The sequence below is a fragment of the Rhodovulum marinum genome, from assembly GCF_004343075.1.
In the GTDB taxonomy this organism is placed as follows: domain Bacteria; phylum Pseudomonadota; class Alphaproteobacteria; order Rhodobacterales; family Rhodobacteraceae; genus Rhodovulum; species Rhodovulum marinum.
Genome location: NZ_SLXP01000002.1, coordinates 90,606 through 116,745, shown reverse-complemented (window position 1 = coordinate 116,745; position 26,140 = coordinate 90,606). Strand labels below are relative to the sequence as shown.

At 70.3% G+C, this 26,140-nt stretch carries 20 protein-coding genes; 10 read left to right on the top strand and 10 right to left on the bottom strand.

All coding sequences use genetic code 11. The features are described 5' to 3' along the window. Positions 1 to 7: 7 nt before the first annotated feature. From EV662_RS03655 to EV662_RS03640, 4 genes are all read right to left on the bottom strand, one after another. Positions 8 to 2,737 (bottom strand): DUF2339 domain-containing protein, encoded by a 2,730-nt coding sequence (locus EV662_RS03655; protein WP_132460790.1) that lies wholly within the window; start codon positions 2,735 to 2,737, stop codon positions 8 to 10. A 75-nt stretch (positions 2,738 to 2,812) separates the two neighbouring features. After that, on the bottom strand, positions 2,813 to 3,832 hold the full coding sequence (gene choV / locus EV662_RS03650; protein ID WP_132460789.1) for a choline ABC transporter ATP-binding protein: 1,020 nt from the start codon (positions 3,830 to 3,832) through the stop codon (positions 2,813 to 2,815). Next, positions 3,829 to 4,662 (bottom strand): choline ABC transporter permease subunit, encoded by an 834-nt coding sequence (gene choW / locus EV662_RS03645; protein ID WP_132460788.1) that lies wholly within the window; start codon positions 4,660 to 4,662, stop codon positions 3,829 to 3,831. The genes choV and choW overlap by 4 nt, the downstream gene beginning before the upstream one ends. A 186-nt stretch (positions 4,663 to 4,848) precedes the next feature. Further along, positions 4,849 to 5,775 (bottom strand): choline ABC transporter substrate-binding protein, encoded by a 927-nt coding sequence (locus tag EV662_RS03640; RefSeq protein WP_132460787.1) that lies wholly within the window; start codon positions 5,773 to 5,775, stop codon positions 4,849 to 4,851. A gap of 81 nt (positions 5,776 to 5,856) precedes the next feature. Here EV662_RS03640 and betI point away from each other — a divergent pair, with 81 nt between their 5' ends. From betI to EV662_RS03615, 5 genes are all read left to right on the top strand, one after another. Further along, the gene (gene betI / locus EV662_RS03635; protein WP_132460786.1) at positions 5,857 to 6,453 is read left to right on the top strand and encodes a transcriptional regulator BetI; all 597 of its coding nucleotides are present in this window, start codon (positions 5,857 to 5,859) and stop codon (positions 6,451 to 6,453) included. Beyond that, positions 6,450 to 7,907: a betaine-aldehyde dehydrogenase gene (gene betB, locus EV662_RS03630; RefSeq protein ID WP_132460785.1), complete on the top strand. Its 1,458-nt coding sequence runs from the start codon at positions 6,450 to 6,452 to the stop codon at positions 7,905 to 7,907. The genes betI and betB overlap by 4 nt, the downstream gene beginning before the upstream one ends. Positions 7,908 to 7,918: 11 nt before the next feature. Beyond that, positions 7,919 to 9,577, top strand: coding sequence for a choline dehydrogenase (gene betA, locus EV662_RS03625; protein WP_132460784.1), 1,659 nt, complete (start codon positions 7,919 to 7,921; stop codon positions 9,575 to 9,577). A gap of 225 nt (positions 9,578 to 9,802) precedes the next feature. After that, positions 9,803 to 10,663, top strand: coding sequence for an HTD2 family dehydratase (locus tag EV662_RS03620; RefSeq protein WP_132460783.1), 861 nt, complete (start codon positions 9,803 to 9,805; stop codon positions 10,661 to 10,663). After that, a complete protein-coding gene (locus EV662_RS03615; protein WP_132460782.1) occupies positions 10,660 to 11,877 on the top strand; it encodes a CoA transferase in 1,218 nt (405 codons plus the stop codon). The genes EV662_RS03620 and EV662_RS03615 overlap by 4 nt, the downstream gene beginning before the upstream one ends. A gap of 213 nt (positions 11,878 to 12,090) precedes the next feature. On the opposite strand, the gene EV662_RS03610 is transcribed toward EV662_RS03615, so the two are convergent. After that, a complete protein-coding gene (locus EV662_RS03610; RefSeq protein ID WP_243695760.1) occupies positions 12,091 to 12,951 on the bottom strand; it encodes a lysozyme family protein in 861 nt (286 codons plus the stop codon). Positions 12,952 to 13,034: 83 nt separating this feature from the next. After that, the gene (locus EV662_RS03605; protein WP_132460781.1) at positions 13,035 to 15,062 is read right to left on the bottom strand and encodes a M3 family metallopeptidase; all 2,028 of its coding nucleotides are present in this window, start codon (positions 15,060 to 15,062) and stop codon (positions 13,035 to 13,037) included. A gap of 316 nt (positions 15,063 to 15,378) precedes the next feature. Between EV662_RS03605 and EV662_RS03600 the strand changes: the two genes are divergently transcribed. Further along, positions 15,379 to 15,933 (top strand): putative pterin-binding protein, encoded by a 555-nt coding sequence (locus tag EV662_RS03600; protein ID WP_243695759.1) that lies wholly within the window; start codon positions 15,379 to 15,381, stop codon positions 15,931 to 15,933. Then, entirely contained in the window at positions 15,920 to 18,178 is a 2,259-nt protein-coding gene (locus EV662_RS03595; protein ID WP_132460780.1) for a PAS domain-containing hybrid sensor histidine kinase/response regulator, read from the top strand. Before EV662_RS03600 ends, EV662_RS03595 begins: the two co-directional genes overlap by 14 nt. Positions 18,179 to 18,184: 6 nt before the next feature. Here EV662_RS03595 and EV662_RS03590 read toward each other — a convergent pair whose 3' ends face one another. From EV662_RS03590 to EV662_RS03580, 3 genes are read right to left on the bottom strand one after another with little or no spacing between them, the layout of a single operon-like run. Further along, complete coding sequence (locus tag EV662_RS03590; protein WP_132460779.1) at positions 18,185 to 19,804, bottom strand: ABC transporter ATP-binding protein; 1,620 nt, start codon at positions 19,802 to 19,804, stop codon at positions 18,185 to 18,187. After that, the gene (locus EV662_RS03585; protein ID WP_132460778.1) at positions 19,794 to 20,714 is read right to left on the bottom strand and encodes an ABC transporter permease; all 921 of its coding nucleotides are present in this window, start codon (positions 20,712 to 20,714) and stop codon (positions 19,794 to 19,796) included. Before EV662_RS03585 ends, EV662_RS03590 begins: the two co-directional genes overlap by 11 nt. Continuing rightward, on the bottom strand, positions 20,711 to 21,691 hold the full coding sequence (locus tag EV662_RS03580) for an ABC transporter permease (protein ID WP_132460777.1): 981 nt from the start codon (positions 21,689 to 21,691) through the stop codon (positions 20,711 to 20,713). Before EV662_RS03580 ends, EV662_RS03585 begins: the two co-directional genes overlap by 4 nt. 249 nt (positions 21,692 to 21,940) lie before the next feature. Between EV662_RS03580 and EV662_RS03575 the strand changes: the two genes are divergently transcribed. Next, on the top strand, positions 21,941 to 23,554 hold the full coding sequence (locus EV662_RS03575; RefSeq protein WP_132460776.1) for an ABC transporter substrate-binding protein: 1,614 nt from the start codon (positions 21,941 to 21,943) through the stop codon (positions 23,552 to 23,554). A 34-nt stretch (positions 23,555 to 23,588) separates the two neighbouring features. On the opposite strand, the gene EV662_RS03570 is transcribed toward EV662_RS03575, so the two are convergent. Next, positions 23,589 to 25,586, bottom strand: coding sequence for a CocE/NonD family hydrolase (locus EV662_RS03570; protein ID WP_132460775.1), 1,998 nt, complete (start codon positions 25,584 to 25,586; stop codon positions 23,589 to 23,591). Between the two features lie 185 nt (positions 25,587 to 25,771). Between EV662_RS03570 and EV662_RS03565 the strand changes: the two genes are divergently transcribed. Together EV662_RS03565 and hemP are read left to right on the top strand one after the other, a co-directional pair. Beyond that, positions 25,772 to 25,954, top strand: a complete 183-nt coding sequence (locus tag EV662_RS03565; RefSeq protein WP_132460774.1) for a hypothetical protein — start codon at positions 25,772 to 25,774, stop codon at positions 25,952 to 25,954. Between the two features lie 19 nt (positions 25,955 to 25,973). Beyond that, entirely contained in the window at positions 25,974 to 26,138 is a 165-nt protein-coding gene (gene hemP / locus EV662_RS03560) for a hemin uptake protein HemP (RefSeq protein ID WP_132460773.1), read from the top strand. The last annotated feature ends 2 nt before the right edge of the window (positions 26,139 to 26,140 follow it).

Here is a 26,140-nt window from a genome sequence, read left to right as displayed (position 1 = left end):
TCGCGCCTCAGCCGTCCTCGGGGGCGGGACGGGGGCGGAAGACATGGCGCTGGTAGACCCGGCCGATGCCGATCAGCACGAGGCCGAGCCCCAGGAAGGACACCACCCGGTAGAGCCCGGTCAGATCGGACATGTCGTAGAGGAACACCTTGACCACGGTCACGATCAGCACCGCGAGCGAGCCGTAGCGCAAACCCTGCGAGTGCCGCCAGATGCCCAGCGCCAGAAGCGTCAGCGCGAAGACCAGCCAGACCGCCGAATAGGCGTAGATCTCGGCATTGCCCGAGAACACGCGCTGGACATCCAAGAGCCACGGCCCCCAGAAGCTGCGCCGGGTTTCCAGTGTCAGGTAGAGGAACACCAGCCCCAGCGCGCCCGGCAACAGGGCACGGCGGGCAGGGGTGGGAATATCGAACCGGGACAGCGCGCCGAGCGCCCAGAAGATGAGGGCGGGCAAGAGATAGGCGAGGCCCAGAAGGTTCAGCAGCGGCAGGGTGCCCACCGCCTCGCCGGTCCATAGCGGGTTCAGCGACAGAACGTGGCCCAGACCCACCGCCAGCCCCGCCGCCAGCAGCACCAATAGCCCCGCGGGCCGGGGCCAGGGGCGCAGGGCGGTGACCCGGCGGTCGAGCAAGAGCATCGTGGCCACGCTCCACCATGCGACCTGGACGGCGGAATCGAACAGGTCCCAGCCCTGGGGCCGCAGCGTGCCCGAGGTCCAGAGTTTCAGCTGGAAGGCGACCATCAGGAAGGCGAAGCCCGCGGCCAGGATCTCGCACAAGAGCGCCACCGGGGCGCGGGGGCCTTCGGGGCCGCGCGCGAAAATCCGTGCGGCGCCTGCCATCGCCGCCGCCGGCAGGCCGTAGCCGTAGATCACCCAGCCCACCAGGTTCGCAAACCCGCCCCGGTAGTCGAGGATGGCGGGGTTGAGGACGAGGCGGACCAAAACGACCCCGGCGGTCAGGGCGGCCACGGCGCGGATTTCGGCCACGCGCAGCCGGTCCCAGATCCAGGCCAGCGCCAAGACCTCGGCGGCCAGGGCCACGGTCAGCCAGGCCTCGCGCAAGAGGCAGGCAAAGGCCAGCGCGATGGCCGCCGTCGCCCCCGCCGCATAGAACGCCAGCGCCACGTCGCGGTCGCGGCCCGCAGCGCGGCGGGCGATGAGGGTCGCGGCCAGCACCAGCAGCCCGGCCAGCCCAAGGCCGAGGCCCGCCCAGCCGATGTCGATTTCGAACGCGCCGATGCGCCAGTAGGCGATGGCGAACAGGATCACCGGCATGGCCGCCGACAGCCCCGCCCAGACCGCCGCCGTGCGCCCGCGCGGCAGGGCGAGGAAACCGCCCAGCCCGAACAACGCCGCAAAGCCCCACAGCGCGCGGGCGAAGACGTGGAACTCGGCCGGCATCAGGAAGGGACCGAAGGCGGTGTCGGCGGCCCCGAGGCCCAGTTCCTGAAGGCGTTGGGGCGGGGTGATCTCGGCCGGTGCGGGCCAGAGCAGGAAGGCGGCCAGCCCGATCAGGGCGGCGGCGACGGCAAGGCTTTCCAGCCGCCCGCGCCAGGCGCCGAGGCCAAGCGCGAGCGCGCCGTAAAGCCCGAGGAAGACAAAGGCGGGCGCGTTGAAATCGTAGCGCAGCGCGCAGGCCAGAAGCAGCATCCCCGACAGCGTGAAGCCCAGCCCCGAGGTGTCGGCCAGCATCGCCGCCATCCAGCGCCACATCGGCGTGTCGGGGGCCTTGAGCGGCAGCCGCGTGGACAGAAGTGCGAACAGCGCGGCGAGGCCGAGCGCATAGGCCGAGAGCACGCCCTGGTCCTGGGGCCGGTCCTGTGTGAGCAGCCAGAGGAGCGGCCAGGCCAGCGCGCCGATCAGCGTGAGCGCGGCGAACCACCACCAGCGCCGCCAGACCATCAGCCCGAGGCAGCCCGCGGAGAGCAGGCCGAGATAGAGGAACAGCGGAAGCGCCCGGGGCGCGGGGCTGTCGATCAGGGCGGGCGTCAGGTAGCCGCCCGCCAGCCCGATCAGCGCCACGAACCAGCCCTGCCGCAGCGCAAGGCCGAGCGCCGCATAGGAGGTGAGCCCCAGCGCGACGAAGGCGGTCGCGGGGCCCATCAGCCCGAAGAGGCCATGCGCGGCGAAAAGCGCGGCGTAGACCGCGAAGATGCCCGAGGCGGTCAGCGCGGGGGGCACGTAATCGGGGTTCATGGCGCGGGCGACGCCGTGGACGGGGCGGCGTTCGGTCCATTCGCCGGCGGCAAGCAGAAGGCCGCCGAGGGCGAGGCCTGCGAGCACGCGGGCCAGCGGTGTCAGCCAGCCCTGGTCGATGGCATAGCGGAACAGGAACACCGCACTCAGCGCCACGGCGACGGCGCCCAGCCAGATCATCCATTGCGAGGTCAGGGTTTCCTCGACGCTGCGGGCGGGGGCCTCGGGCGGGGCCGCGCGGGCGGCGATCGGCGGTTCGGACGGTTCGGCGGCGGGGAGGGGTTCGGGCTCCGGCGCTTCGGGTTCGGGTTCGGGTTCGGGTTCTGGTTCGAGGTCGGGGGTGACCGGGGGCGGGCGCGGGGCCTTGGTCTCGGCGGCGGCTTCCAGGTCCTCGATCCGGCGCAGGAGCTCCGTCACCTCGTGGCGCAGCGCGTCGGCCTTGCGCCCCGCATCGCGCGCCCAGAGCAGGGCGACCAGCGGCAGCACCAGGAAGAACAGGCCGAGCAGCAGAAAGATCAGGGCGATCAGCGCTTCCATGGGACCAGTTTGCCATGGCCCGCGCCGAAAGCGTTACCGGATTCTTCGGACCCTTGGCCGCACTGGGCGGGCGCCCTAATCCGCGCCCCGCAGCCGGGTCAGCACGCTTTGCCGCGAGATGCGGCCCAGGACGCGGCCGTTCTCGGTGACGTTCAGCGGCTCGCCCGCCCGGGACAGAAGGTCGATCACATCGGCCACGGTCATGTCGGGGTCGACCGAGGCGGCGGCGGGGGCCGCGCCCGGTTCCATCACGTCGCGGGCGCAAAAGACGCCCAGCGGGTTCATGTGGGCCACGAAATCGGCGACGTAGTCGTTCACCGGGTTGTTGAAGATGTCGCGCGGGCTGCCGCATTGCACGATGCGGCCGTCCTCCATGATGGCGATGCGGTCGCCCAGCTTGAACGCCTCGTCCAGGTCGTGGCTGACGAAGATGATGGTGCGCGAGAGCTGTTTCTGCAGGGCGATGAGTTCGTCCTGGAGATGGGTGCGGATCAGCGGGTCGAGCGCCGAAAAAGGCTCGTCCATCAGGAGGATCGGCGCCTCGGTGGCGAAGGCGCGGGCCAGGCCCACGCGCTGTTGCATGCCGCCCGACAGCTCGCCCACCTTGTGTTCGGCCCAGTCGGTGAGGCCCACCAGGTCGAGCTGGCGGTCGACGCGCTCGGTGCGCGCGCGGGCCGGCACACCGCCCAGTTCGAGGCCCAGGCCGACGTTCTCGCGCACGCTGCGCCAGGGCAGAAGGCCGAATTGCTGGAACACCATCGAGATGCTGTTGAGCCGGATATCGCGCAGCGTCTTGCGGTCGGCATGCGTCACCGAGACCGTGCCGCCCCGATGTGCGATGCGCACCTCGCCGCGGGCGACCGGGTTCAGCCCGTTGACCGCGCGCAACAGCGTTGACTTGCCCGAGCCCGACAGGCCCATCAGAACGAGGATTTCGCCGGTCGCCACGTCGAGGGAACAATCGTGCACGCCCAGCACCTGGCCGGTTTCGCGCTGGATCTCGGCCCGGTCCAGCCCGCGGTCCATCAGGGGCAGGGCCGCCCCGGGGCGGTCGCCGAAGACGATCGAGACGTTGTCGAAGGAAACCGCGGTCATTTCCGGTCCACCCGCAGCATCCGGTCGAGCATGATGGCCACGACCACGATGACAAAGCCGCTTTCGAACCCCAGCGACGTGTTGACCTGGTTCAGCGCGCGCACCACCGGCACGCCCAGCCCGTCGGCGCCCACCAGCGCGGCGATCACCACCATGGACAGCGACAGCATGATGGTCTGGTTCAGCCCGGCCATGATCTGCGGAAAAGCCGAGGGCAGTTCCACGCGCCAGAGCGTCTGCCACGGCGTGGCGCCGAAGGCGCGCGCCGCCTCGAGCAGCGCGACGGGGGTGGAGGACACGCCCAGATGCGTCAGCCGGATCGGCGCGGGCAGCACGAAGATGACCGTCGCGATCAGGCCGGGCACCATGCCGATGCCGAAGAACACGATGGCCGGGATCAGGTAGACGAAGGTGGGCAGGGTCTGCATCAGGTCGAGCACGGGCCGCATCGCGCGGTAAAGACCGGGCCGGTGCGCCGCGGCGATGCCGATGGGCACGCCGACGCTCATGCAGACGACGCAGGCCGACAGCACCAGCGTCAGGCTTTCGGTGGTTTCCTCCCAGTAGCCCTGGTTGAGGATGAACAGGAAGCCCAGCGCGACCAGCGCGGCGGGTTTCCAGCTGCGTTGCAGGGCAAAGGCCAGCGCGGCGAAGGCGGCGACCACGGCCAGCGGCGGCGGGGTCTGCAACACCCACAAGACGCCCTCGATCAGCGCCTCCATCGCGTCGGACAGCCCGTCGAAGAACCAGGCGCCATTGACCTGGAACCAGTCGAAAACGTCCGACGCGACCCGGCCGACGGGAATCTTGGTCTGTTCCACCCAGTTCATGCGGTTCCTTCACCCTTGCCGGTTGCGTGGGCGCGCGCGCCCTGGCCCGGGCCGCGCGCGGGCCGCCCCGATGGCCGATCCTAGCGCCTTTCGCGCCCCGGTGTCGCGGGGCGGTTTCGCCCCTGCGGCGATGCGGGCGGCGCGGGGCCGGGGTGGCCGTGCCCGCCGCCCGCCTTGTGCCGTGCCTTAAAGTCCCAGCGCCGCCTTGACCGCCGCCAGCGCGTCGCCGCCATCGCGGGTGGTCACGCCGTCCAGCCAGCCGTCCAGCACCTGCGGATGGGCGGTCAGCCAGGCCTCGGCCGCGGCGCGCGCGTCCTGCCCGTCATCCAGGATCGCGGCCATGATCTCGTTTTCCATGGCCAGCGAGAATTCCAGGTTGGTCAGAAGCTTGCCGACATTCGGGCAGTCCGCGACATAGCCCGCGCGCGTGTTGGTATAGACCGTCGCGCCGCCGAAATCGGGGCCGAAGAAATCGTCGCCGCCGGTGAGGTAGGTCATGTCGAAATTGGCATTCATCGGGTGCGGTTCCCAGCCGAGGAACACCACCGGCTCGCCCCGCCGGTCGGCGCGGGCGACCTGCGCCAGCATCCCCTGTTCCGAGCTTTCCACCACGTCGAAGCCCGTCAGCCCGAAGGCGTCCTGCGCGATCATGTCGAGGATCAGGCGGTTGCCGTCATTGCCCGGCTCGATGCCGTAGATCTTGGCGTCCAGCGCGTCGCGATGGGCGGCGATGTCGGCGAAATCGGCGATGCCGAGGTCTGCCGCGGCCTTGTTGACGGCCAGCGTGTATTTCGCCCCCGTCAGGTTGGCGCGCACCGTGTCGACGGTGCCGGCCTCGCGATAGGGGGCGATGTCGCCCTCCATCGTGGGCATCCAGTTGCCCAGGAACACGTCGATATCGCCTGCGGCCAGCGAATTGTAGGTCACCGGCACCGCCAGCAGCTTGGTGTCGGTGTCATAGCCCAGCGCCTCGAGAACGGCGGTGGTGGCGGCGGTGGTCGCGGTGATGTCGGTCCAGCCCACGTCCGAGAACACCACCGTGTCGCAGTCGGCCAGGGCGGGCGTTGCCGCCAGTGCAAGAATCCCGGCGGCCAAAGTCGTTGTGAAGCGCATCGCTTCCTCCCCGTTTTTTTAGATTGACTGATCAATCAAAAACAAATTTATCCTCCCGGGGCAACCCCAAGAGGCGGACCCATGCCCAAGGTCGGAATGGAGCCTATCAGGCGCGAGGCGCTTATCAACGCCATCATCGCCGAGATCGGCGAGGCGGGCACGCTGGACGTGCCGGTGGCGCGCATCGCGCGCCGGGCGGGCGTGTCCAGCGCGCTGGCGCATCATTACCTGGGGTCCAAGGAACAGATGTTCCTGACCGCGATGCGCCACACGCTGGCCCGGTACCGTGCCGACGTGGTGCAGGCCCTGGCCGCGGCGGACGGCCCGCGGGCGCGGTTGCGCGCGATCGTCGCGCAAAGTTTCGCGCCCGGCCATTTCCAGCGCGGCACGATCAGCGCCTGGATGAATTTCTATGCGCTGGCTCATGCCCACCCGGTGGCGCGGCGCCTGCTGGAGATCTATCGCCGGCGGCTGCGGTCGAACCTGCGCCATGACCTGCGGCCCCTGGTGGGCGCGCGGGCGGCGGGCGTGGCGGATCGCGTCGCCTTCCTGATCGACGGGGCCTACCTGAACGAGGGGCTGGGCGAGGCGCCGCCCGACGGGGCGGGCGCGGCGGCCCATGTCCTGGCCTATCTCGACCTCGAACTGAGCCGCCCCGAGAAAGGATCCCAGCGATGACCCATGACGCCCAGCCCACCGCCAGCCATTTCGTCAACGGCGCCTACCTGGAGGATACCGCGGGCGCGCCGATCCCGGTGATCTACCCTGCCACCGGCGCGGTGATCGCGACCGTCCACGCCGCCACCCCGGCGGTGATCGAGGCGGCGCTGGCGGGTGCCGTGGCGGCGCAGGCCGAGTGGGCGCAACGCTCGGGGACCGAGCGGGGCCGGGTGCTGCGCCGGGCGGCCGACATCATCCGCGCGCGCAACCGGGAATTGTCGCGGCTGGAGACGCTGGATACCGGCAAGCCGTTGCAGGAAACGCTGGTGGCAGATGCGACCAGCGGGGCGGACGCGCTGGAATATTTCGGGGGCATGGCCGCCACGCTGACCGGCCAGCATATCCCGCTGGGCGCGGACTGGGCCTATACGATCCGCGAACCGCTGGGGGTCTGCGTGGGCATCGGGGCGTGGAACTATCCCACGCAGATCGCCTGCTGGAAGGGGGCGCCGGCCCTGGCCTGCGGCAACGCGATGGTGTTCAAGCCGTCCGAGGTGACGCCGCTTTGCGCGCTGAAGATCGCGGAAATCCTGGTCGAGGCGGGGGCGCCCGCGGGCCTGTTCAACGTGGTGCAGGGGGCGGGTACCGTGGGCGGTGCGCTGGTCGCGGACCCGCGGGTGGCCAAGGTGTCGCTGACCGGCTCGGTGCCCACGGGGCGCCGCGTCTATGCCGCGGCGGCCGAGGGGATGAAGCATGTCACCATGGAACTGGGCGGCAAGTCGCCCTTGCTGATCTTTGACGATGCCGACCTGGACGACGCGGTGGGGGGCGCGATCCTGGGGAATTTCTACTCCACCGGGCAGGTCTGTTCGAACGGCACGCGGGTTTTCGTGCAGAAGGGCATCAAGGAGGCGTTCCTGGCCCGGCTGACCGCGCGGCTGGCCGGCGCGCGGATGGGCGACCCGCTGGACGAGGCCACCAATATCGGCCCGATGGCGAGTGCCGCGCAGCGCGACATCGTCAGGGGCTATATCGAGAAAGGCATCGCCGAGGGCGCGCGGCTGGTGGCGGGCGGCGGCCTGCCCGAGGGCCCGGGATTCTGGGTGGAACCGACCGTCTTTGCCGACGTGACCGACGCGATGACCATCGCGCGCGAGGAAATCTTCGGCCCGGTGATGTGCGTCCTCGACTTCGAGGACGAGGAGGAGGCCATCGCGCGGGCGAACGCCACGGAATACGGCCTGTCGGCGGGGGTATTCACCCGCGACATTTCCCGCGCGCACCGGGTGGTGGCGCGGCTGCAGGCGGGGACGTGTTTCGTCAATTCCTACAACGATGCGCCGGTCGAGGTGCCCTTCGGGGGCGTCAAGATGTCGGGCGTGGGGCGCGAGAACGCGGCCGCCGCCATCGCGCATTATTCGCAGCTGAAATCGGTCTATGTCCGCATGGGCCGTGTCGAGGCGCCGTTCTGAGGGGGCATCGCATGGAGGCCGATTTCGTCATCGTGGGCGCGGGGTCCGCGGGCTGCGTGCTGGCCAACCGGCTGTCCGAGGGCGGGGCGCGGGTGCTGGTGATCGAGTATGGCGGGACGGATGCCGGGCCGCTGATCCAGATGCCCGGCGCGCTGAGCTATCCGATGAACATGGCGCGTTACGACTGGGGCTATCGCACCGAGCCCGAGCCGCACCTGGGCGGGCGGCGGCTGGCCTGTCCGCGGGGCAAGGTGATCGGGGGGTCGTCCAGTATCAACGGCATGGTCTATGTCCGGGGGCACGCGCGCGACTTCGACCACTGGGCGCAGGCGGGCGCGGCGGGCTGGGCCTATGCCGACGTGCTGCCCTATTTCAAGCGGATGGAGCATTGGCATTCCGGCGGGCATGGCGGGGACGCGGCCTGGCGCGGCCGGTCGGGGCCGCTGCATGTCACGCGGGGGCCGCGGGCCAACCCGCTGTACCACGCCTTTGTCGAGGCGGGGCGGCAGGCGGGCTATCAGCTGACCGACGACTATAACGGCGCGCAGCAAGAGGGCTTTGGCCCGATGGAGCAGACCGTCTGGCGCGGGCGGCGCTGGTCGGCGGCGAATGCCTATCTGAAACCGGCGTTGAAACGGGCGAATTGCGGGCTGGTGCGCGGGCTGGCGCGGCGCGTGGTTTTCGAGGGGCGCCGCGCGGTGGGCGTCGAGATCGAGCGCGGCGGGCGCATCGAGGTGATCCGCGCCGCGCGCGAGGTGATCGTCGCGGCCTCGGCGATCAACTCGCCGAAACTGCTGATGCTGTCGGGGATCGGGCCGGGGGCGGACCTGGCCCAGCATGGCATCGAGGTGATCGCCGACCGGCCCGGCGTGGGCGCGAACCTGCAGGACCACCTGGAGCTGTATATCCAGATGGCCGCCAGCCAGCCGGTGACGCTTTATCGTTATTGGAACCTGTTCGGCAAGGCGCTGGTCGGCGCGCGGTGGCTGTTCACCCGGCAGGGGCCGGGGGCGTCGAACAATTTCGAAAGCGCGGCCTTCATCCGGTCGCGCGCGGGCGTGGATTACCCCGATATCCAGTACCATTTCCTGCCCATCGCGGTGCGCTATGACGGGCAGGCCGCGGCCGAGGGGCACGGGTTCCAGGCCCATGTGGGGCCGATGCGCAGCCCCTCGCGCGGGCAGGTCACGCTGGCCGGTTGCGACCCGGCCGAGCCGCCGCGCATCCGGTTCAACTACATGTCGACGGAGCAGGACTGGCGCGACTTCCGCACCTGCATCCGGCTGACCCGCGAGATCTTTGCCCAGGAGGCGTTCCGCCCCTTCACCCGCCACGAGATCGCGCCGGGGGCGGGGGTGCAGAGCGACGACGAGATCGACGATTACGTCCGCCAGCATGTCGAAAGCGCCTATCACCCCTGCGGCACCTGCCGGATGGGGGCGGCGGACGATCCAGGCGCGGTGGTCGACCCCGAGACGCGGGTGATCGGGGTCGAGGGGCTGCGGGTGGCCGACAGCGCGGTGTTCCCGCGCATCCCCAACGGCAACCTGAACGCGCCCACGATCATGCTGGCCGAGAAGGCGAGCGACCACATCCTGGGCCGCGCGGCCCTGCCGCGTGAAGAGACGCCGGTCTGGATCCACCCGGAATGGGAAACGCGCCAGCGCTGAGCCGGATTTCGGGTTTCGCCCCGGCTGACGCCGGGGCGACCCGCGCGGGGGGCGCTGCCCCCCGCGACCCCCCGGAGTATTTCGGCCAAGAAAAAGCACGGGGCTGCGCGGTGGCGTCGCGGCCGGGCGGGGCCGTGCGCAACAATCTTGCACAGGGTCGGGGCGGCGGACTAGGCTGCCAAGGCTGCGGGCCGGGCGGCCGCGGCGCCGAACAAGGGAGGGGGCATGGAAGCCATTGCGAATGTCGACGGGCGGGACTGGATCGGGCGGGTCGAGACCCGCGAGGGGTGCCTGACGCCGAACCTGGCCGGCATGTTGGCGGGCGCGCTGGGCCATCCGGCCGCGCCGGTGCCGGCGCTTGCGCCCGGGGCGCCGATGCCCACGCTGTGGCACTGGGCGGCGTTTCCCGAATTCGTGCCGCTGGGCGAGTTGGGAACGGATGGGCACCCGCGGCTGGGCGGCTTTCTGCCGCCCTTGCCCTATTCGCGGCGGATGTGGGCCGGCGGGCGGCTGCGGTTCGAGGGGGGATTTGCCATCGGCGAGGCGCTGCGCAAACGCTCGGAAATCCTGGCAGTGGACGAAAAGCGCGGGGCGACGGGGCCGATGGTCTTTGTCCGCGTGGGCCATCGCATCGAGGGCGCGCATGGCGGTTGGATCGACGAGGAACAGGACATCGTCTATCTCGACATCCCCGAGCGGTTTACCCCGCCGAAGAAGATCCCCGTGCCCGGGGGCGCCGATTTCACCGAGACGGTGCCGGTGAACGAGGCGCGGCTGTTCCGCTATTCGGCGGCGACCTACAACGCGCATCGCATCCATTACGACCTGCCCTATGCGCGCGAGATCGAGAAATACCCCGCGCTGGTGGTGCATGGGCCGATGCAGGCCACGCTGGTGATGGAGGCCGCGCTGCGCCACGCGGGCGGCACGCCCCGCGCCTTCCGGTTCCGGGGCGTGCACCCGATGTTCGCCGACGAGGACATGACGCTGACGGGCACGCGGGGCGAGGACGGCGCGCTGGAGCTGTGCACCGGGGCGGCGGGATCAGGGCATCAATGCCTGCAGGCCCGGCTGGAGCTGGCGTGATGGGCATCCTGAAGGGCATGCGGGTGGTCGAGGGCTCGGCCTTCGTGGCGATCCCGCTGGCGGGGATGACGCTGGCGCAGATGGGCGCGGACGTGATCCGGTTCGACCGGCTGGAGGGCGGGCTGGACGCCACGCGCTGGCCGGTGACGAAGGACGGACGCAGCCTGTTCTGGGCGGGGCTGAACAAGGGCAAACGCTCGATCGCCATCGACATGAAGCACCCGAGGGGCCGCGAGATCATCACCGAGATCATCTGCGCGCCGGGCGACGACGCGGGGCTGTTCCTGACCAACCTCGCGGTGCGCGGGTTCCTCGACTACCCGACGCTGTCGGCGCGGCGGGCGGACCTGGTGATGGTCTCGCTGTTGGGCGACCGGCACGGGCGGCCGGCGGTGGATTACACGGTGAACCCCTCGGTGGGCTTTCCCGACGCCACCGGCCCCGAGGGCAGCACCGATCCGGTGGCCCATGTCCTGCCCGCCTGGGACTGCATCGCGGGGAACATGGCGGTGACGGGCCTGTTGGCGGCCGAGCGCCACCGGCTGCGCACCAGTCGGGGCCAGCTGGTCGAGATCGCGCTGAAGGACGTGGCCGCGGCGATGCTGGGCAATCTCGGGATCATCGGCGAGGTCGCGGTGAACGGGGTCGACCGGCCCAAGGGCGGCAACGCCCTTTACGGCGCCTACGGGCAGGATTTCCTTTGCGCCGACGGCGAGCGGGTGATGGTGATCGGCCTGACCGAGCGGCAGTGGCACAATCTCGTCAAGGTCACGGGCACGGCCGAGGCGATGGCCGCGCTGGAGGCGGAACTCGGCGTGAGCCTGGCCGAGGAAGGCCAGCGCTGGCTGCACCGGGCGCGGATCAGCGCGGTGCTGGCGCCGTGGTTCGCCGCGCGCCGGGTGGCCGAGTTCGCCGACGCCTTCGAGGCGGCGGGCGTCACCTGGTCGACCTTCCGCAGCTTTGCCCGCGCGCTGCGCGAGGATCCCGATTTCGCGCCGGGCGAGGCGGCGTTGTTCACGGATCTGGACCAGCCGGGGATCGGCCGCTACCCGGTGCCGGGCTCGCCCTTCGGCTTTTCGGCCGCGCCGCGAGAGGCGCCCGCGCCCGCCCCAGCGCTGGGCCAACATACCGAGGAAATCCTGGCCGACGTGGCCGGGCTCCCGGAGGGCGAGATCGCCCGGCTGTTCGACGCGGGCATCGTCAGGGGCGGCTAGGCGCATGGCGGGCAATCGCGCGCCCATCGCCCTTCGGGTTTCGCCTTGGCTGCGCCAAGGCGACCGGCTGGGGGGCTTTGCCCCCCAGACCCCCCAGTGTACTTGTACCAAGAAGAAGAACCCTGTGTCTTCTTCTGGCCACAAATATCCAGGGGGGAGTCCGAAGGACGGGGGGCAGCGCCCCCCTTTGGTCCGGCCCCGGCCGGACGCACCCTAGCCGGGGAAGATCTGCGCCATCTCGGCGTCGAAGCGGGCCCAGGTCATGGTGGCGCGGTTTCCGGCGAAGCCGTGGTAATGCGACTTGCCGCTGGAGGTGGGCAGCCCGGCCCAGATCTGGGCGAGGTTGTTCATGAAGCGGGTGCGGGTGATCCGCCCGGCGGTGAACTCGGCGAACCCGGCATCCTCGAGCAGCAGGTCGGCGAGACGGTCCTGGATCCCGGGCGAGAAAACGGTGTTCAGGTCGATCCCCAGCTCGCGCACCAGCTGGCGCAGCGTCGAGGGGATGAACTGGTAGCGGCCGATGGCGTGCGGCTGGCCCGGCGTGGCGGCGATCCAGGCATAGATTTCGGCGATGGTCATCCGGGTCGGCGGTTTGGCCGGGCGCACCCGTGCGCCGTGCTGGACCGCGTCATAGCCGTCGCGCCCGGCCTCGGCCCGCGCGATCAGGTGGCGGATGCGCGCGGCGGCGTCGGCCGTGGGGCCCGGGGCGTGCAGTGCGGCGCGCAGGCTGGTGCGCATCGCGGCCTCGGGCGCGGGGGGGCGGGGTGCGCGTGGGGCGAACAGGCCGGTGCCCGCGCGCCCGGCGAACAGGCTGGCGCCGTGTGCCGTGGGGGCGGGGTCGGCCGGGGCGGCCGCGGGATAGGCGGCCGGGGCGGCCGTGGGATAGGCGGCCGGGGCGATGTCGGCCGGCGCGGCGGGTTGGGGAATGGGCTGGGCGGCGGGCACCAGCGCGCCGCGCGCGGCGAAAAGCGAGCTGCCCGCCAAGAGCGAGACCGGTTCCGCCGCCGCCGGCGGCGGGGCGGTTGCCAGCGCGGTGACCAGGGCAAGCGCGCGGGTGCGGCCGGTCGGAATCATCCTGTCCTCGTTCTGAGAGCAAGTCGGTTCCGGCGAGCCTCGCCGCAAGAGGTTCACATTTCGTTGCCGCCGGCCCGCGCGGCTCAGGCCGCGGGGACCAGCTTGCGCCCTTTCAGCAGCGCCTCGACGCCGGGCAGGCGGCCGCGGAAGCCGGTATAAAGCGCCTCGGGATCGGCGGTGCCGCCGGTGGACAGCACGTGCCGTTCCAGCGCCCGGGCGGTTTCCGGGTCGAACGGGTCGCCCGTTTCCTCGAAGGCGGCGAAGGCGTCGGCGTCCATCACCTCGGACCACATGTAGGAGTAGTAGCCCGAGGCATAGCCGCCGCCGGCGAAGACATGGGCGAAATGGGGCGTGGCGTGGCGCATGCGGATCGCGCGCGGCATGCCGATCGATTCCAGCACCTCGGCCTGGCGCTGCATCGGGTCGGCGGGGGGCGGGCCGTCGTGGAAGTCGAGATCGACCAGCGCAGAGGCGATGAACTCGACCGTCTGGAAGCCCATGTCGTAGGTCGCGGCCTCGATCAGCCGGGTCAGCAGCGCCTGGGGCATCGCCTCGCCGGTGTCGGCATGGGTGGCGAAGGTCTGCAGGACCTCGGGCACCTCGAGCCAGTGTTCGTAAAGCTGGCTGGGCAGTTCCACGAAATCGCGGGCGACCGAGGTGCCCGAGAGGCTTTCGTAGGTCACGTCGCTGAGCATCTGGTGCAGCGCGTGGCCGAATTCGTGGAACAGGGTTCGCGCGTCGTCCCAGGACAAAAGCGCGGGGCGCCCGGCGGCGGGTTTGGCGAAGTTGCAGACGTTGAGCACATGGGGCCGGATCTCGCCGGCAAGCTTTTGCTGGCTGCGCAGCGCCGAGCACCAGGCGCCCGACCGCTTGCCCGCGCGGGCGAAGTAATCGCCGATGAAGACGCCCATGTGGCGGCCGTCGCGGGTGACTTCCCAGGCGCGGGCGTCGGGGTGGTGAAGGGGGATGTCGAGCGGGGCGAAGTCGAGGCCGAACAGGCGGTGCGCGCAGTCGAAGGCGGCCTCGATCATCCGGTCGAGCTGAAGGTAGGGTTTCAGTTCGGCCTCATCGAGGTCGTGCAGCGCGCGGCGGCGTTTCTCGGCGTAGAAATGCCAGTCCCAGGGTTCGAGGGGGGCGGGATGGCCGTCGTCTTGCAGCATCTGTTCGAGCTGCCCGGCATCGGCCTCGGCGCGGGCGCGGGCAGGGCCCCAGACGGCCATCAGCAACTCGCGCACCGCGGCGGGCGTCTTGGCCATCTCGGTTTCCAGCTTGTAGGCGGCGAAGTTGTCATAGCCCAGAAGTGCGGCGCGTTCGGCGCGCAGCGCCAGCGTTTCGGCGACGATGGCGCGGTTGTCGGTGGCCCCGCCCCGGGCGCCGCGCGCGGTCCACGCCTCGTAGGCGCGGCGGCGCAAGTCACGGTGGGGGGAGAATTGCAGGAAGGGCACGATGACCGAGCGGGACAGCGTGACCACGGGGCCATCGGCGCCGCGTTCGGCACCGGCGGCGCGGGCGGCGTCGGCCACGAAGCCGGGCAGGGCGGCGAGGGCGTCTTGGGGCAGGGGCATCGCCCAGTCGCGTTCATCGGCCAGGAGGTTCTGGGCGAAGGCGGTGCCCAGTTCCGCAAGGCGCGTGTTGATCGCGCGCAGCCGGTCGCGGTCGGCCCCTTCCAGCGCCGCGCCCGCGCGGACGAAATCGCGGCGCTTGATCTCCAGCAGGCGGGCCTGTTCGGGGGTTAGGTCGAGGGTGTCACGGGTCTGCCATAGCGCCTCGATCCGGGCGAAGAGGGCGGCGTTCAGGGTAACGTCGGAGGAGAACTCGGCGAGTTTCGGCGAAAACGCGCGTTGCAGCGCCTCGCGTTCCGGCGTCGCGTCGACCGAGGCCAGCAGGAAGAACACCGACAGCACGTCGGAGAGCGCCCGGCCCGAGCGTTCCAGCGCATGAATCGTGTTCTCGAAATCGGCGGGCGCGGGGTCGGCGGCGATGGCGTCGATCTCGGCCCGGGCCTGGGCCAGCGCGGTGTCGAAGGCGGGCGCGAAGGCGTCGTCGGACAGCGCGGCGAAATCGGGCAGGTCGAAGGGCAGGGTGCGGTCTGCGAGCAGGGGATTGGTCATCGGGGCCTCCGTGTTGGGGAAAGGCTTAGCCGGATCGGTGAGGGGTTCAAGCCCGGACGGCGCAGGACAGGCGATTCGGCGGGGCGGGCCGATGCCCCGTGCCGCCGGACGGGCGGTTTGCGCGCGATCCCGAAACAGAGGTTTGGTACAATTTTAATTTTCTTGTCTACGTTTCCGGCCGGGAAACGATTTAACCAAATTGCCACGTCCAGGCCTGCCGGCGGCGACATAGTGGCTATCCTTGGCCGGTCCCTGGGCGTGTCCTGCGCGGTGGCGTCCGGGGGCCGGGGGCGTGTTGGACTGGAGGATCGGAGCGATGCCCGATGCGTTGATGCCCCTTGCCCGCCCGCTGGCCGGTCTGGCCCGCCTTGCCCTTGCCGGGCTGGTGGCTGGGCTGGCCGCGCTGGGCGCCGCGCGGGCCGAGCCTGTGCCGCTGCCGGTGCCGGCGGGCCCGGTGATCCTGAGCGTGACCGGCGAGATCGCGGTCGCCAATGCGGGGGCGGCGGCGGAGTTCGACCTGGAGATGCTGCGCGCGTTGCCCGTGCGCACGATCCGCACCACGACGATCTGGACCGAGGGCGAGCTGGAACTGACCGGCGTTCCGCTGCAGGCGCTGCTGGCGCGGCTGGGGGTCGCGGGCGGGCGGCTGACGGCGACCGCGATCAACGATTACGCCATCGAGATCCCGGTATCGGACGCGGTGCCGGGCGGGCCGATCGTGGCCTACCTGGAGAACGGCCAGCCGATGGCGCGGCGCAAGCGGGGGCCGCTTTGGGTGGTCTACCCGTTCGACAGCGACCCGGCCTATCGGTCCGAGGTGATCTATTCGCGCAGCATCTGGCAGCTGGACCGGCTGCATGTCGGGCGCTGAGGCGATGGGCCCGTCGGCGCCGCCGTTCCGCCGGGATTGCACCGGTGGCCCGTTCCGGCCCTGGCCCGCGCGCCCGGTGCGGATGGCGGCGGTGGCGGGCATGCTGGCGCTGCTGCTGGGGGTGATCGGGTTCCTGTCGCTGCATGTCATGGGCCGGATCGATGCGCTGGCCACGGCGCGGTCGGACAACGTGCAATGGACCTATTCGGCGGTGCGGGTGGAACTGGTCGAGTTGCATTCGGCGCTGTTGCGGGCCGAGCACGAGGGGCTGCCGCTGGACGAGGTGCGGCGCCGGTTCGATATCCTTTACAACCGCGCCGATATCGCCACGAGCGGGGGCATCTACGCGGCGATGATCGCGCAGGCGGGGCTGGAGCCGGAGGCCGCGCATATCCGCGCCGTGCTGGACGGGGCAATCCCGCTGATCGACGGGCCCGACGCGGCGCTGGCCGCGGCGCTGCCCGCGCTGCGCGCCCGGATCGGCGGGCTGGCCGGGCCGTTCCGGGCGCTGGCGATGGGCGGGGTTGACCTGATGGCGGCCGAGGCCGACCGCCAGCGCGGCGCGGTGGTGGACCTGCTGAGCCGGCTGGCGGCGGTGACCTCGGGGCTGGTGGTGCTGTTGTTGGGGGCGCTGTGGGTCCTGGGGCGGCTGAACCGCGACATGGGGGAACGGACGCGGGCGTTGCAGATGACCACCTCGCGGCTGTGCGCGACGGTGGGCAGCGCGATCGACGCGGTGATCGTGGCCGATACAGAGGGCCGGATCCTGGATTTCAACCCCGCCGCCGAAGAGATCTTCGGCTATCGCCGGGACGAGGTCCTGGGCCGGCCGATGGACGAGATGATCGTGCCCGCCCATGCCCGCCCCGCGCTGCGCGCCGGGATGGAGCGGTTCCGCGAGACCGGCCAGTTGCGCCGGTTCGCCGAGGGCCGGGTCGAGATGGAGGCGCGCCGGCGCAACGGCGAGGTGTTCCCGGCCGAGGTGTCGGTCAGCACCGCCGAAAGCGAAAGCGGCGTGATCCTGGTGTCGTTCCTGCGCGATATCTCGGCGCGCAAGGCGGCCGAGGCCGAACTGATGCGGGCGCGCGACGAGGCGCTGGCGGGCGAACGGGCCAAGGCGACCCTGCTGGCGGTGATGAGCCACGAGATGCGCACGCCGCTGAACGGGCTGTTGGGCACGATGGAGTTGATGCGCGACACCGGGCTGGACCGGGTCCAGCGCGAGCACCTGGCGATCATGGAGTCGGCGGGGCGGCTGTTACTGCACCATGTCAACGACGTGCTGGACCTGGCGCATCTCGATTCCGGGCAGGCGGCGGCGCGGGCCGAACGGTTCGACCTGAGCGCGCTGCTGGAGGAAACCGTGTCGATGCACCGGGCGCTGGCGGCGGTGAACGACAACCGGCTGGTGCTGGAGCCGGGCGCGGGTCTGGGGCCGGTGACGGGTGACGCGCCGCGGCTGCGCCAGGTGCTGGTGAACCTGGTCGGCAACGCGCTGAAATTCACGCGGGGCGGGCGGGTGACGGTGCGCGCGGCGCGGGCGGGCGACCGGGTCGAGATCGCGGTCGAGGATACCGGGCGGGGCATTCCGGCCGAGGACCGGGTGCGCATCTTCGACGAGTTCTATACCGGCGATCCGACCTATGGGCGCGAGGCGGGCGGCACCGGGCTGGGCCTGGCGATCACCGCGCGGCTGGTGCGGCTGATGGGGGGCGAGATCGCGGTGGACAGCCGCCCCGGCGCGGGCAGCGTGTTCACCCTGCGCCTGCCGCTGCCGGTGGCGGCGGGCGACGCCCCGGCGCTGGCGCCCGAGGCGGAGGACGCGCCGGGCGCGGCGGCCCCGTTGAACCTGTTGCTGGTCGAGGACAACCGGGTGAACCGGCGCGTGGCCCGCGCGATGCTGGAAAAGCTGGGCCACCGGGTGACCGAGGCCGAGGACGGGCTGGAGGGGGTCGAAATGGCGTTTCACGGGGCCTATGACGCGATCCTGATGGATGTCTCGATGCCCCGGCTCGACGGGGTGGAGGCCACGCGGCGCATCCGGCTGGGCGGGCGGTCGCGGCACGCGCGGATCATCGGGCTGACCGCGCATGCCCTGCCCGAGGAGGTCGCGCGGTTCCGGGCGGCGGGGATGGATGCGGTGGGCTGCAAGCCGGTGTCGCGCGCGCAGCTGCGCGGGTTGCTGGCCGACACACCCGCGCCGGACCTGGAGCGCGCCGGGGATCGGGCGGCGGCTCGGGCCTGAGCGGGGTCAGCCGCCGGACGCGGTTCGGGCCTGGGCGGCGATCCGGTCTTCCAGCCAGCCGGTTTCCATCTTCGGCACCGAGGACAGCAGAAGTTCGGTATAGGCGGGGTGGGGCGGCGCGAATATCTGTTCCTTGAGCCCCTGTTCGACCACTTCGCCCTGGAACATCACCACCACCTCGTCGGCGATGGCGCGGACCGTGTCGATGTCATGGGTGATGAAGATGTAGCTGAGGCCAAGCGTGCGCTGCAGCTTCATCAGGAGTTTCAGGATGCCTTCCTGCACGATCTGGTCGAGCGCCGAGGTGACCTCGTCGCAGATGATGACGTCGGGTTCGGCGGCCAGCGCGCGCGCGATGCAGATGCGCTGTTTCTGGCCGCCCGAAAGCTCGCCCGGCAGGCGGTCCATGAAACTGTCGTCGAGTTCGATCATGTCGAGCAGTTGCGACACCCGCGCGGTGACCTCGGCCCCCGACTTGCCCAGGTAGAACTGAACCGGGCGGCCGATGATCTCGTGCACGGTGTGGCGCGGGTTCATCGCGGTGTCGGCGCTCTGGTAGATCATCTGGATGCGGCGCAGCTGGTCGCGGCTGCGGCCCCTGAGCGCCGGGGGAAGCGGCGCGCCCTCGAACCGCACCTCGCCCGCGACGGGGGGCAGAAGGCCGGTGATGACCCGCGCGGTGGTCGACTTGCCCGAGCCGCTTTCGCCCACCAGCGCCACGGTCTTGCCGCGCGGCACCGCGAGGCTGATATCCCTCAGCACCGGGATGGTGCCGTAGGCGGCGGTGATGCCGTTGAGTTCCAGCACCTTGTCGGGGCCGGTCTCGCCCGGTTTCCGGATCGCGCGCACCGCCCAGAGCGATTTGGTGTAGGGGTGTTTCGGCGCGGCCAGCATGGTTTCGGTGGGCGCCTCCTCGACCTCTTCGCCGTAGCGCAGGACCTTGATGCGGTCGGCCATCTGGGCGACCACGGCGAGGTCGTGGGTGATGTAGATGGCGGCCGTGCCGAATTCCCTGATCGCCTTGCGCATGGCGGCCAGCACGTTGACCTGGGTGGTCACGTCGAGCGCGGTGGTCGGTTCATCGAAGATGATGAGATCGGGTTTCGCGCACATCGCCATGGCGGTCATCGCGCGCTGAAGCTGGCCGCCCGAGACCTGGTGCGGGTAACGGTCGCCGATGGTGTCGGGGTCGGGCAGGTCCATCGCGGCGTAAAGCGTGCGGGCATAATCGGCGGCCTCGGCCGCGGACATGAGGCCGTGGCGCACGGGGGCCTCGATGGTCTGTTCCAGAAGGGTATGCGCGGGGTTGAAGGCGGCGGCGGCCGATTGCGCGACATAGGCGATGCGCACGCCGCGCAGCGCCTGTTTCTCGGCCTCGCTCGCGCGCATCAGGTCGATGCCGTCGAACAGGATCTCGCCGCCCGAGATGCGGCAGCCGGGGCGCGCAAAGCCCATCGCGGCCAGCCCCAGCGTGGACTTCCCCGCGCCGGATTCGCCGATCAGGCCCAGCACCTGCCCACGATGAAGCGTCAGGTCCACGCCCTTGACGATGGGGGTCCAGCGTTCGTCGGCGAACCCGTCGATGCGCACGCCGCGCATGGTCAGAAGCGGGGTGTCAGTGTTCATCCTTGAGCCCGCTTGTCTGCATCAGGAACCAGTCGACCACGAAATTCACGCCCACGGTCAGCAGCGCGATCGCCGCCGCCGGCAAAAGGGGCGTGATCCCCGCCTTGAGGTCGTATTGCGCGAACTGGATGAGGGACGCGTTCTCGCGCACCATCGAGCCCCAGTCGGCGGTGGGCGGCTGGATGCCGAGGCCGAGGAAGGAGAGCGCGGCGATCGTGAGGAACACGAAGCAGAAGCGCAGGCCGAACTCGGCCACCAGCGGCGGCATGATGTTGGGCAGGATCTCGCGGCGCATGATCCACCAGGTGCCCTCGCCCCTGAGCCGCGCGGCCTCGACATATTCCATCACGACCACGTTCATCGCGACCGCGCGGGTGATGCGGAACACGCGGGTGGAATCCAGAACCGCGATGATCACGATGAGCGACAGCACCGAGGCGCCGAAGATCGACAACAGCATCAGCGCGAAGATCAGCGACGGGATCGCCATGAGCACGTCGACGAGGCGGGACAGGATCTGGTCGGTCCAGCCGCGCGCGATGGCCGCCACCAGCGCCAGCCCGCCGCCGATCAGAAAGGCGAGCAACGTGGTTGTCAGCGCGATGCCGATGGTGTTGCGCGCGCCGTAGATCAGCCGCGAGAGGATATCGCGCCCGATCTGGTCGGTGCCCAGCGGATGGTTGGCCGTCCATGGGGCGTAGGGCTGGGCGAAGACCTGCGCCTCGCCATGGGGGGCCAGCAGCGGCGCGAAGATCGCCACCAGCGCGTAGGCGCAGATCACGACCAGGCCGAACCAGGCCGAGACGGGGGCCTTTTTCAGGGCGAGCCAGGCGCGTGTGCCGGGGCCGCGCCGGGTGCGTGGGGCGCCGATTTCGGCCGCGGCCGAATAGGTTTCGGGCGTGTCGGTCATCGCGGGTGCAAGAGCCTGGGGTTGGTGACGATCGAGAGGATGTCGGCGATCAGGTTCAGCGTGATGTAGGTGCCCGCGAAGATCAGCGCGCAGGCCTGCACCACGGGAATGTCGCGGCTGGTCACCGCGTCGACCATGAGCTGGCCGATGCCGGGATAGACGAACACCACCTCGACCACGACGACGCCCACGACGAGATAGGCCAGGTTGAAGGCGATCACGTTGACGATGGGCGCCCAGGCGTTGGGCAGCGCGTGATAGAGGATCACCCGGCGCGCGGACAGCCCCTTGAGCCGGGCCATCTCGATATAGGGGGAGGCCAGCAGGTTGATGATGGCCGCCCGCGTCATCCGCATCATGTGCGCCACGATCACCAGCATCAGCGTGGCGGACGGCAGGATACAGCGCCAGATGCGTTCGCCGAGCGGCATTTCCGGCGTGACGTTGGCGAGCGAGGGGAAGATCGGGACCAGCGAGCCGAAGACCAGGATCAAGATATAGGCCACGAAGAATTCGGGCATCGAGATGGTCGACAGCGTCGCCGCGTTCACCGCCCGATCGTAGAGCGAATTGCGCCAGAGCGCCGCGGTAATGCCCAGGAACAGCGCCAGCGGCACGGCGACCAGCGCGGTCATCCCCGCCAGGAACAGCGTGTTCATCAGCCGGGGCGCGACGAGGTCCACCACCTCGCGCGAGCGGTTGACGCCCGAGGCGGCGCGGCCCGAGAAGGACGTGCCGAAATCGCCCTGCACCACGCCGCCGATCCAGTCGAGATAGCGGGCCCAGGCCGGCTGATCGAGGCCGAGTTCGCGGCGGAAGGCGGCGACGGTTTCCTCGGTCGCGGACTGGCCCAGCACGGCCTGGGTGAAATCGCCCGGCAGGAATTCGACCGCGCTGAAGATCAGCAGCGAGACCAGGAACAGCGTCAGAAGCCCCAGCGCGAGGCGCTGGATCACGGTGGTCAGAACCGGGTGCACCGGCTGCTCTCTCCCTGTTGTTGCGGCCTGCACCGGGTGCGGGCCGTGTCGCTTTTGTATTACTGCCCGAACGGCGGGTGCAGGGTAGACCACGTCGGGCCGGAATGGCAACGGCATCGAAATCCATATGAAACAAGGGGTTGATGGGGATGGGGCGCGGGTGCCGATATCGGCTTGCCATGGCGGCGCGTTTGGGCGCAGTCTTTCGGAAGCCAAAAAACGACATCCATCCAACGGGAGGATCCCCCGATGACCGATCGGAAAGACGCGTTCATTGCGCAGCGCAAGGCACAGCTTGCCCGGGGCCGCATCGACCGGCGCAGCTTCATCACCTCGCTGGTGGCCGCGGGCGTGGCGGTGCCGGCCGCGCTGTCGATGGCCGATCGGGCCCGGGCGGCGACGCCACAGCGCGGTGGGACGTTCCGCCTGGGCATGGCGCACGGGTCGACCACCGACAGCCTGGACCCGGCGACCTATGAAAACGGGATGATGACCAATACCGGGTTCACCTATGGCAACAACCTGATCGAGGTCGCCCCCGACGGGTCGCTGCGCCCGGAACTGGCCGAAAGCTACGAGGCGCTGGACGGTGGCAAGAGCTGGGCGTTCCGCATCCGCAAGGGGGTGGAGTTCCACAACGCCAAGACGATGACCGCCGACGACGTGATCGCCTCGATCAACTATCACCGGGGCGAAGCGTCGAAATCGGCGGCCAAGGGGTTGCTGACGTCGATCACCGACATCCGCAAGGACGGCGAGGACGTGGTGGTGTTCGACCTGGACGCGCCGAACGCCGATTTCCCCTTTGTCATCACCGATTACCACCTGCTTATCCTGCCCAGCGAGGACGGCGAAATCGACCCCACGGCGGGGATCGGCACGGGCGGCTACGTGATCCGGAACTTCGAGCCGGGCGTGCGGATGCAGGCGACGCGCAACCCGAACTATTTCAAGGAGGATGCGGCGTTCTTCGACGAGGTGGAACTGGTCTCGATCATCGATGTCACCGCGCGGCAGAACGCGCTGATGTCGGGCGAGGTGAGTGCCGCCGACCGGCTGGACCCCAAGACCGTTGCGCTGCTGCAGCGCGCGCCGAACGTCAACATCATCGAGCAGGTTGGGTACCTGCACTATACCTTCCCGATGCGGCTGGATACGGCGCCCTTCGGCGATTACGACCTGCGGATGGCGCTGAAATACGCGGTGAAAAAGCAGGAGATGGTCGACAAGATCCTGCTGGGCCACGGCACGATCGGCAACGACCACCCGATTTCGCCCATCGTGCCGTTCCATGCCGAGGGGCTGGAACAGCGCGAGTTCGATGCCGACAAGGCGAAGTTCCACTACGAGAAATCCGGCCATTCCGGCCCGATCCAGCTTTCGGCATCGACCGCGGCCTTTGCGGGTGCGCTGGACGCGGCGCAGCTGTTGCAGGCCTCGGCGGCGGAATGCGGGATCGAGGTCGAGATCGTGCGCGAACCCAGCGACGGGTATTGGTCGAACGTCTGGAACAAGAAGGGCTGGTGCGCCTGCTACTGGGGTGGGCGGCCGACCTGTGACTGGATGTTCTCCTCGGGCTATGTCGAAGACCAGGAATGGAACGACACCGCCTGGCGCGGCACCGAGGCCGCGGACCGGTTCAACGCCCTGGTGGTCGAGGCCCGCGCGGAACTGGACGAGGCCAGGCGCGCCGAGATGTATTTCGAGTGCCAGCGCCTGATCCATGATGATGGCGGGTCCATCGTGCCGATGTTCGCCAATTACATCATGGGCGCGGGCCGGGGCGTGCAGACGCCCGAGGTGATCGCCGGGAACTGGGAGAACGACGGCTACAAGTCGGTGGAACGCTGGTGGTTCGCCTGATCGGGACGCGGGCGCGGCGTTTGCGTCGCGCCCGTCACAGGTTGTCGCGCGGGATCGTGCCGTCGAAACTCTTGTCGAAGATCAGCCGCTCGCCCTCGTAGGTCCTGAGCCGCGCGGAGAGGTGGAAATCGGTCGCATCGGCGGTCAGCCGGGTGGTGCCCCGGGTGCGCACGGCCCAGTCGCCGCGCGACATCTCTTTCTCGATCTGCATCTCGGCGGTGGCCGACAGTGGATCGTCGGGGCGGATCGTCCAGCGCTCGCGCGTGATCGACGAGGTGGCGAGCCCATGGCCGGCATCGCGCATCGCGCCCGCGTCATGGGTGATCGCCAGGCGGGTTTCGCCGGTGGCGAGGTCTTGTGACGTCTCGCGCGTGAAGGCGGGGGCGCGCAGGGTCTCGGCGGGCCAGGGCGGGGCGCCCTCGGCGGGTTCGAAGGCCCATTCGTCGCCGGTGGCGGTGGGGCGGATCGGGATCGCGACATGGCCCGCGTGGAGCGTCAGCGTTGCCGCCTCGGGCGCGGGCCAGAGGAAGGGCCAACAGGCGGTGGAAATCGCCACCCGCAGCCGGTGGCCCGCGGGCAGGCGATAGGCGATCTGGTCGAGGTCGAGTTCCACCGCGACCGGGTCGCCGGGCGGCAGCGGTTCGGGCGCGGCGTGGGAGGCGCGGTGCGCGAGGTTCAGCACGCCGTGGGTGATGAGCGCCGAGGTGCCGTCGGGAAAGACATCGCACAGGCGCACGGCAATCTGGCCCTGCGGCCGGTCCGACGACACGGTCAGCGCGATCCGCGGGGCGCCGACGATGTCGGTCTCGGCCGCGGCGGGCGGGGCGTCGAAACAGGCGGAGCGGGCGTCGTCGGCGTTCTGCGCGTCGGGCAGTTCCGGGCCATAGGCGAAGGGGAAGAACTCGCCCGCCGCCGCGCCGCAATCGGCGGGGGAGGCGACGCGGGCGGAAAGGGGGGCGGGCGCCGCCGCCAGCCCCGCATCGGTCAGGTGGAGCGTTCGCGGGGCGATGCCGGGGGCGGGCCAGTCGGCCTCGGCGATCCAGCGGCCGGGGCGGTGGGTCAGGTGGCGGGCCGGCGGCACGCTGTCCATCAGCCACAGGCGCATCGCGGGGTCGCGGTCCACGCCGGTGTCGCGGCCTTTCAGCCAGTGATCCCACCAGCGCAGCGCCTCTTGCAGGAAGCCGATGGTCGGGCCGGGTTCGGCGATATGGGGATACTTGTGGTTCCAGGGGCCGACGATGCCCCTGGCCGGGGCGTCGAGGTTTTCGACCAGCTTTGCCACCGTGTTCCGATAGCCGTCATGCCAGCCGCCGATGGCCAGAACCGCGGCCTTTATCGCGCCCCAGTCCTCGCAGACCGAGCCGTGCCGCCAATAGGCGTCGCGGCGCTGGTGGGCGAGCCAGTCGGACAGGTGGAAGGGCTGGTGTTCCAGCCGGTTGAGCCACATCGCGCGCCAGCGGTCGCCCACCACCGCCGGGTCGGGCGGGCGCGCGGAATAGCCCAGCATGGTCGTCGCCCAACCCAGGTTCTCGCCCAGCAGGCAGCCGCCCTTGTAATGGATGTCGTCGGCGAAGCGGTCAGCGCTGGAACAAAGGGTGACGATGGCCTTGAGCCCCGGCGGGCGCCGCGCCGCGACCTGCAGCGCGTTGAACCCGCCCCAGGAGATGCCCATCATCCCGCAATCGCCCGTGCACCAGTCCTGTGCCCGCGCCCAGGCGATGACGTCGCAGGCGTCCTGCAATTCGGTTTCGGTGTATTCGTCGGCCATCAGCCCGTCGCTGTCGCCGTTGCCGCGCATGTCGACGCGCAGGCAGGCATAGCCATGGCCCGCGAACCACGGGTGGGTCAGGCTGTCGCGCGCGATGGTGCCGTCGCGCTTGCGGTAGGGCAGGTGTTCGAGGATCAGCGGCACCGGGTCATCGGTGCCCTCGGGCCGCCAGAGCCGGGCGGACAGGCGGGTGCCATCGGGCATGGGGATGGCGATGTCGTCATGGACGGTGACGGGGTGGGGGAACCGGGTGCGGGTGCGCATGGGGCCAGCCTAGCCGCGGGGCGGGGGCGGCGCCAAGGGCGGCGTGCCGCTGACGGGATCGTGACCGGCCTGGTGGTGCGGCCGGGGCTTTACATACCTGACAGTTTAAGTCAGTTTTAGGGGGCAGATTCCCAGCCAACCCCTCGGGACCAGCCCGGAGTCCACCGTTCCAGGAGGAGTTGACCATGAGCCTTGCCGAAACCTGCCCCGGCGCCGCCCGGCGCCCGTCCCGTCCCGCCCGCGTCTCGCCCGAGTTCGGCGATTTGCGCGACCTGCTGCACGAGATGGCCGCGATGGGCCTGTTCGAGGTGTCCTCGGGTTCGCGTGTGCTGGAGCACATGCTGGACCGTGTCGAGCACCGCCCCTGAGCCCGCGCGGAGCGCACGGATGAGCCAGACCCCCGAGCCGACGGAAGAGGACTGCCCGCCGCCGCTGCCCGCGCATGATGCGCGGGTGCTGACCGGCGGCGGGGTATGCGCGCGGATCGTGCTGGACGGCACGGCCTATACCTTGCGCATCACCCGTGGCGGCAAGCTGATCCTGACCAAGTGACG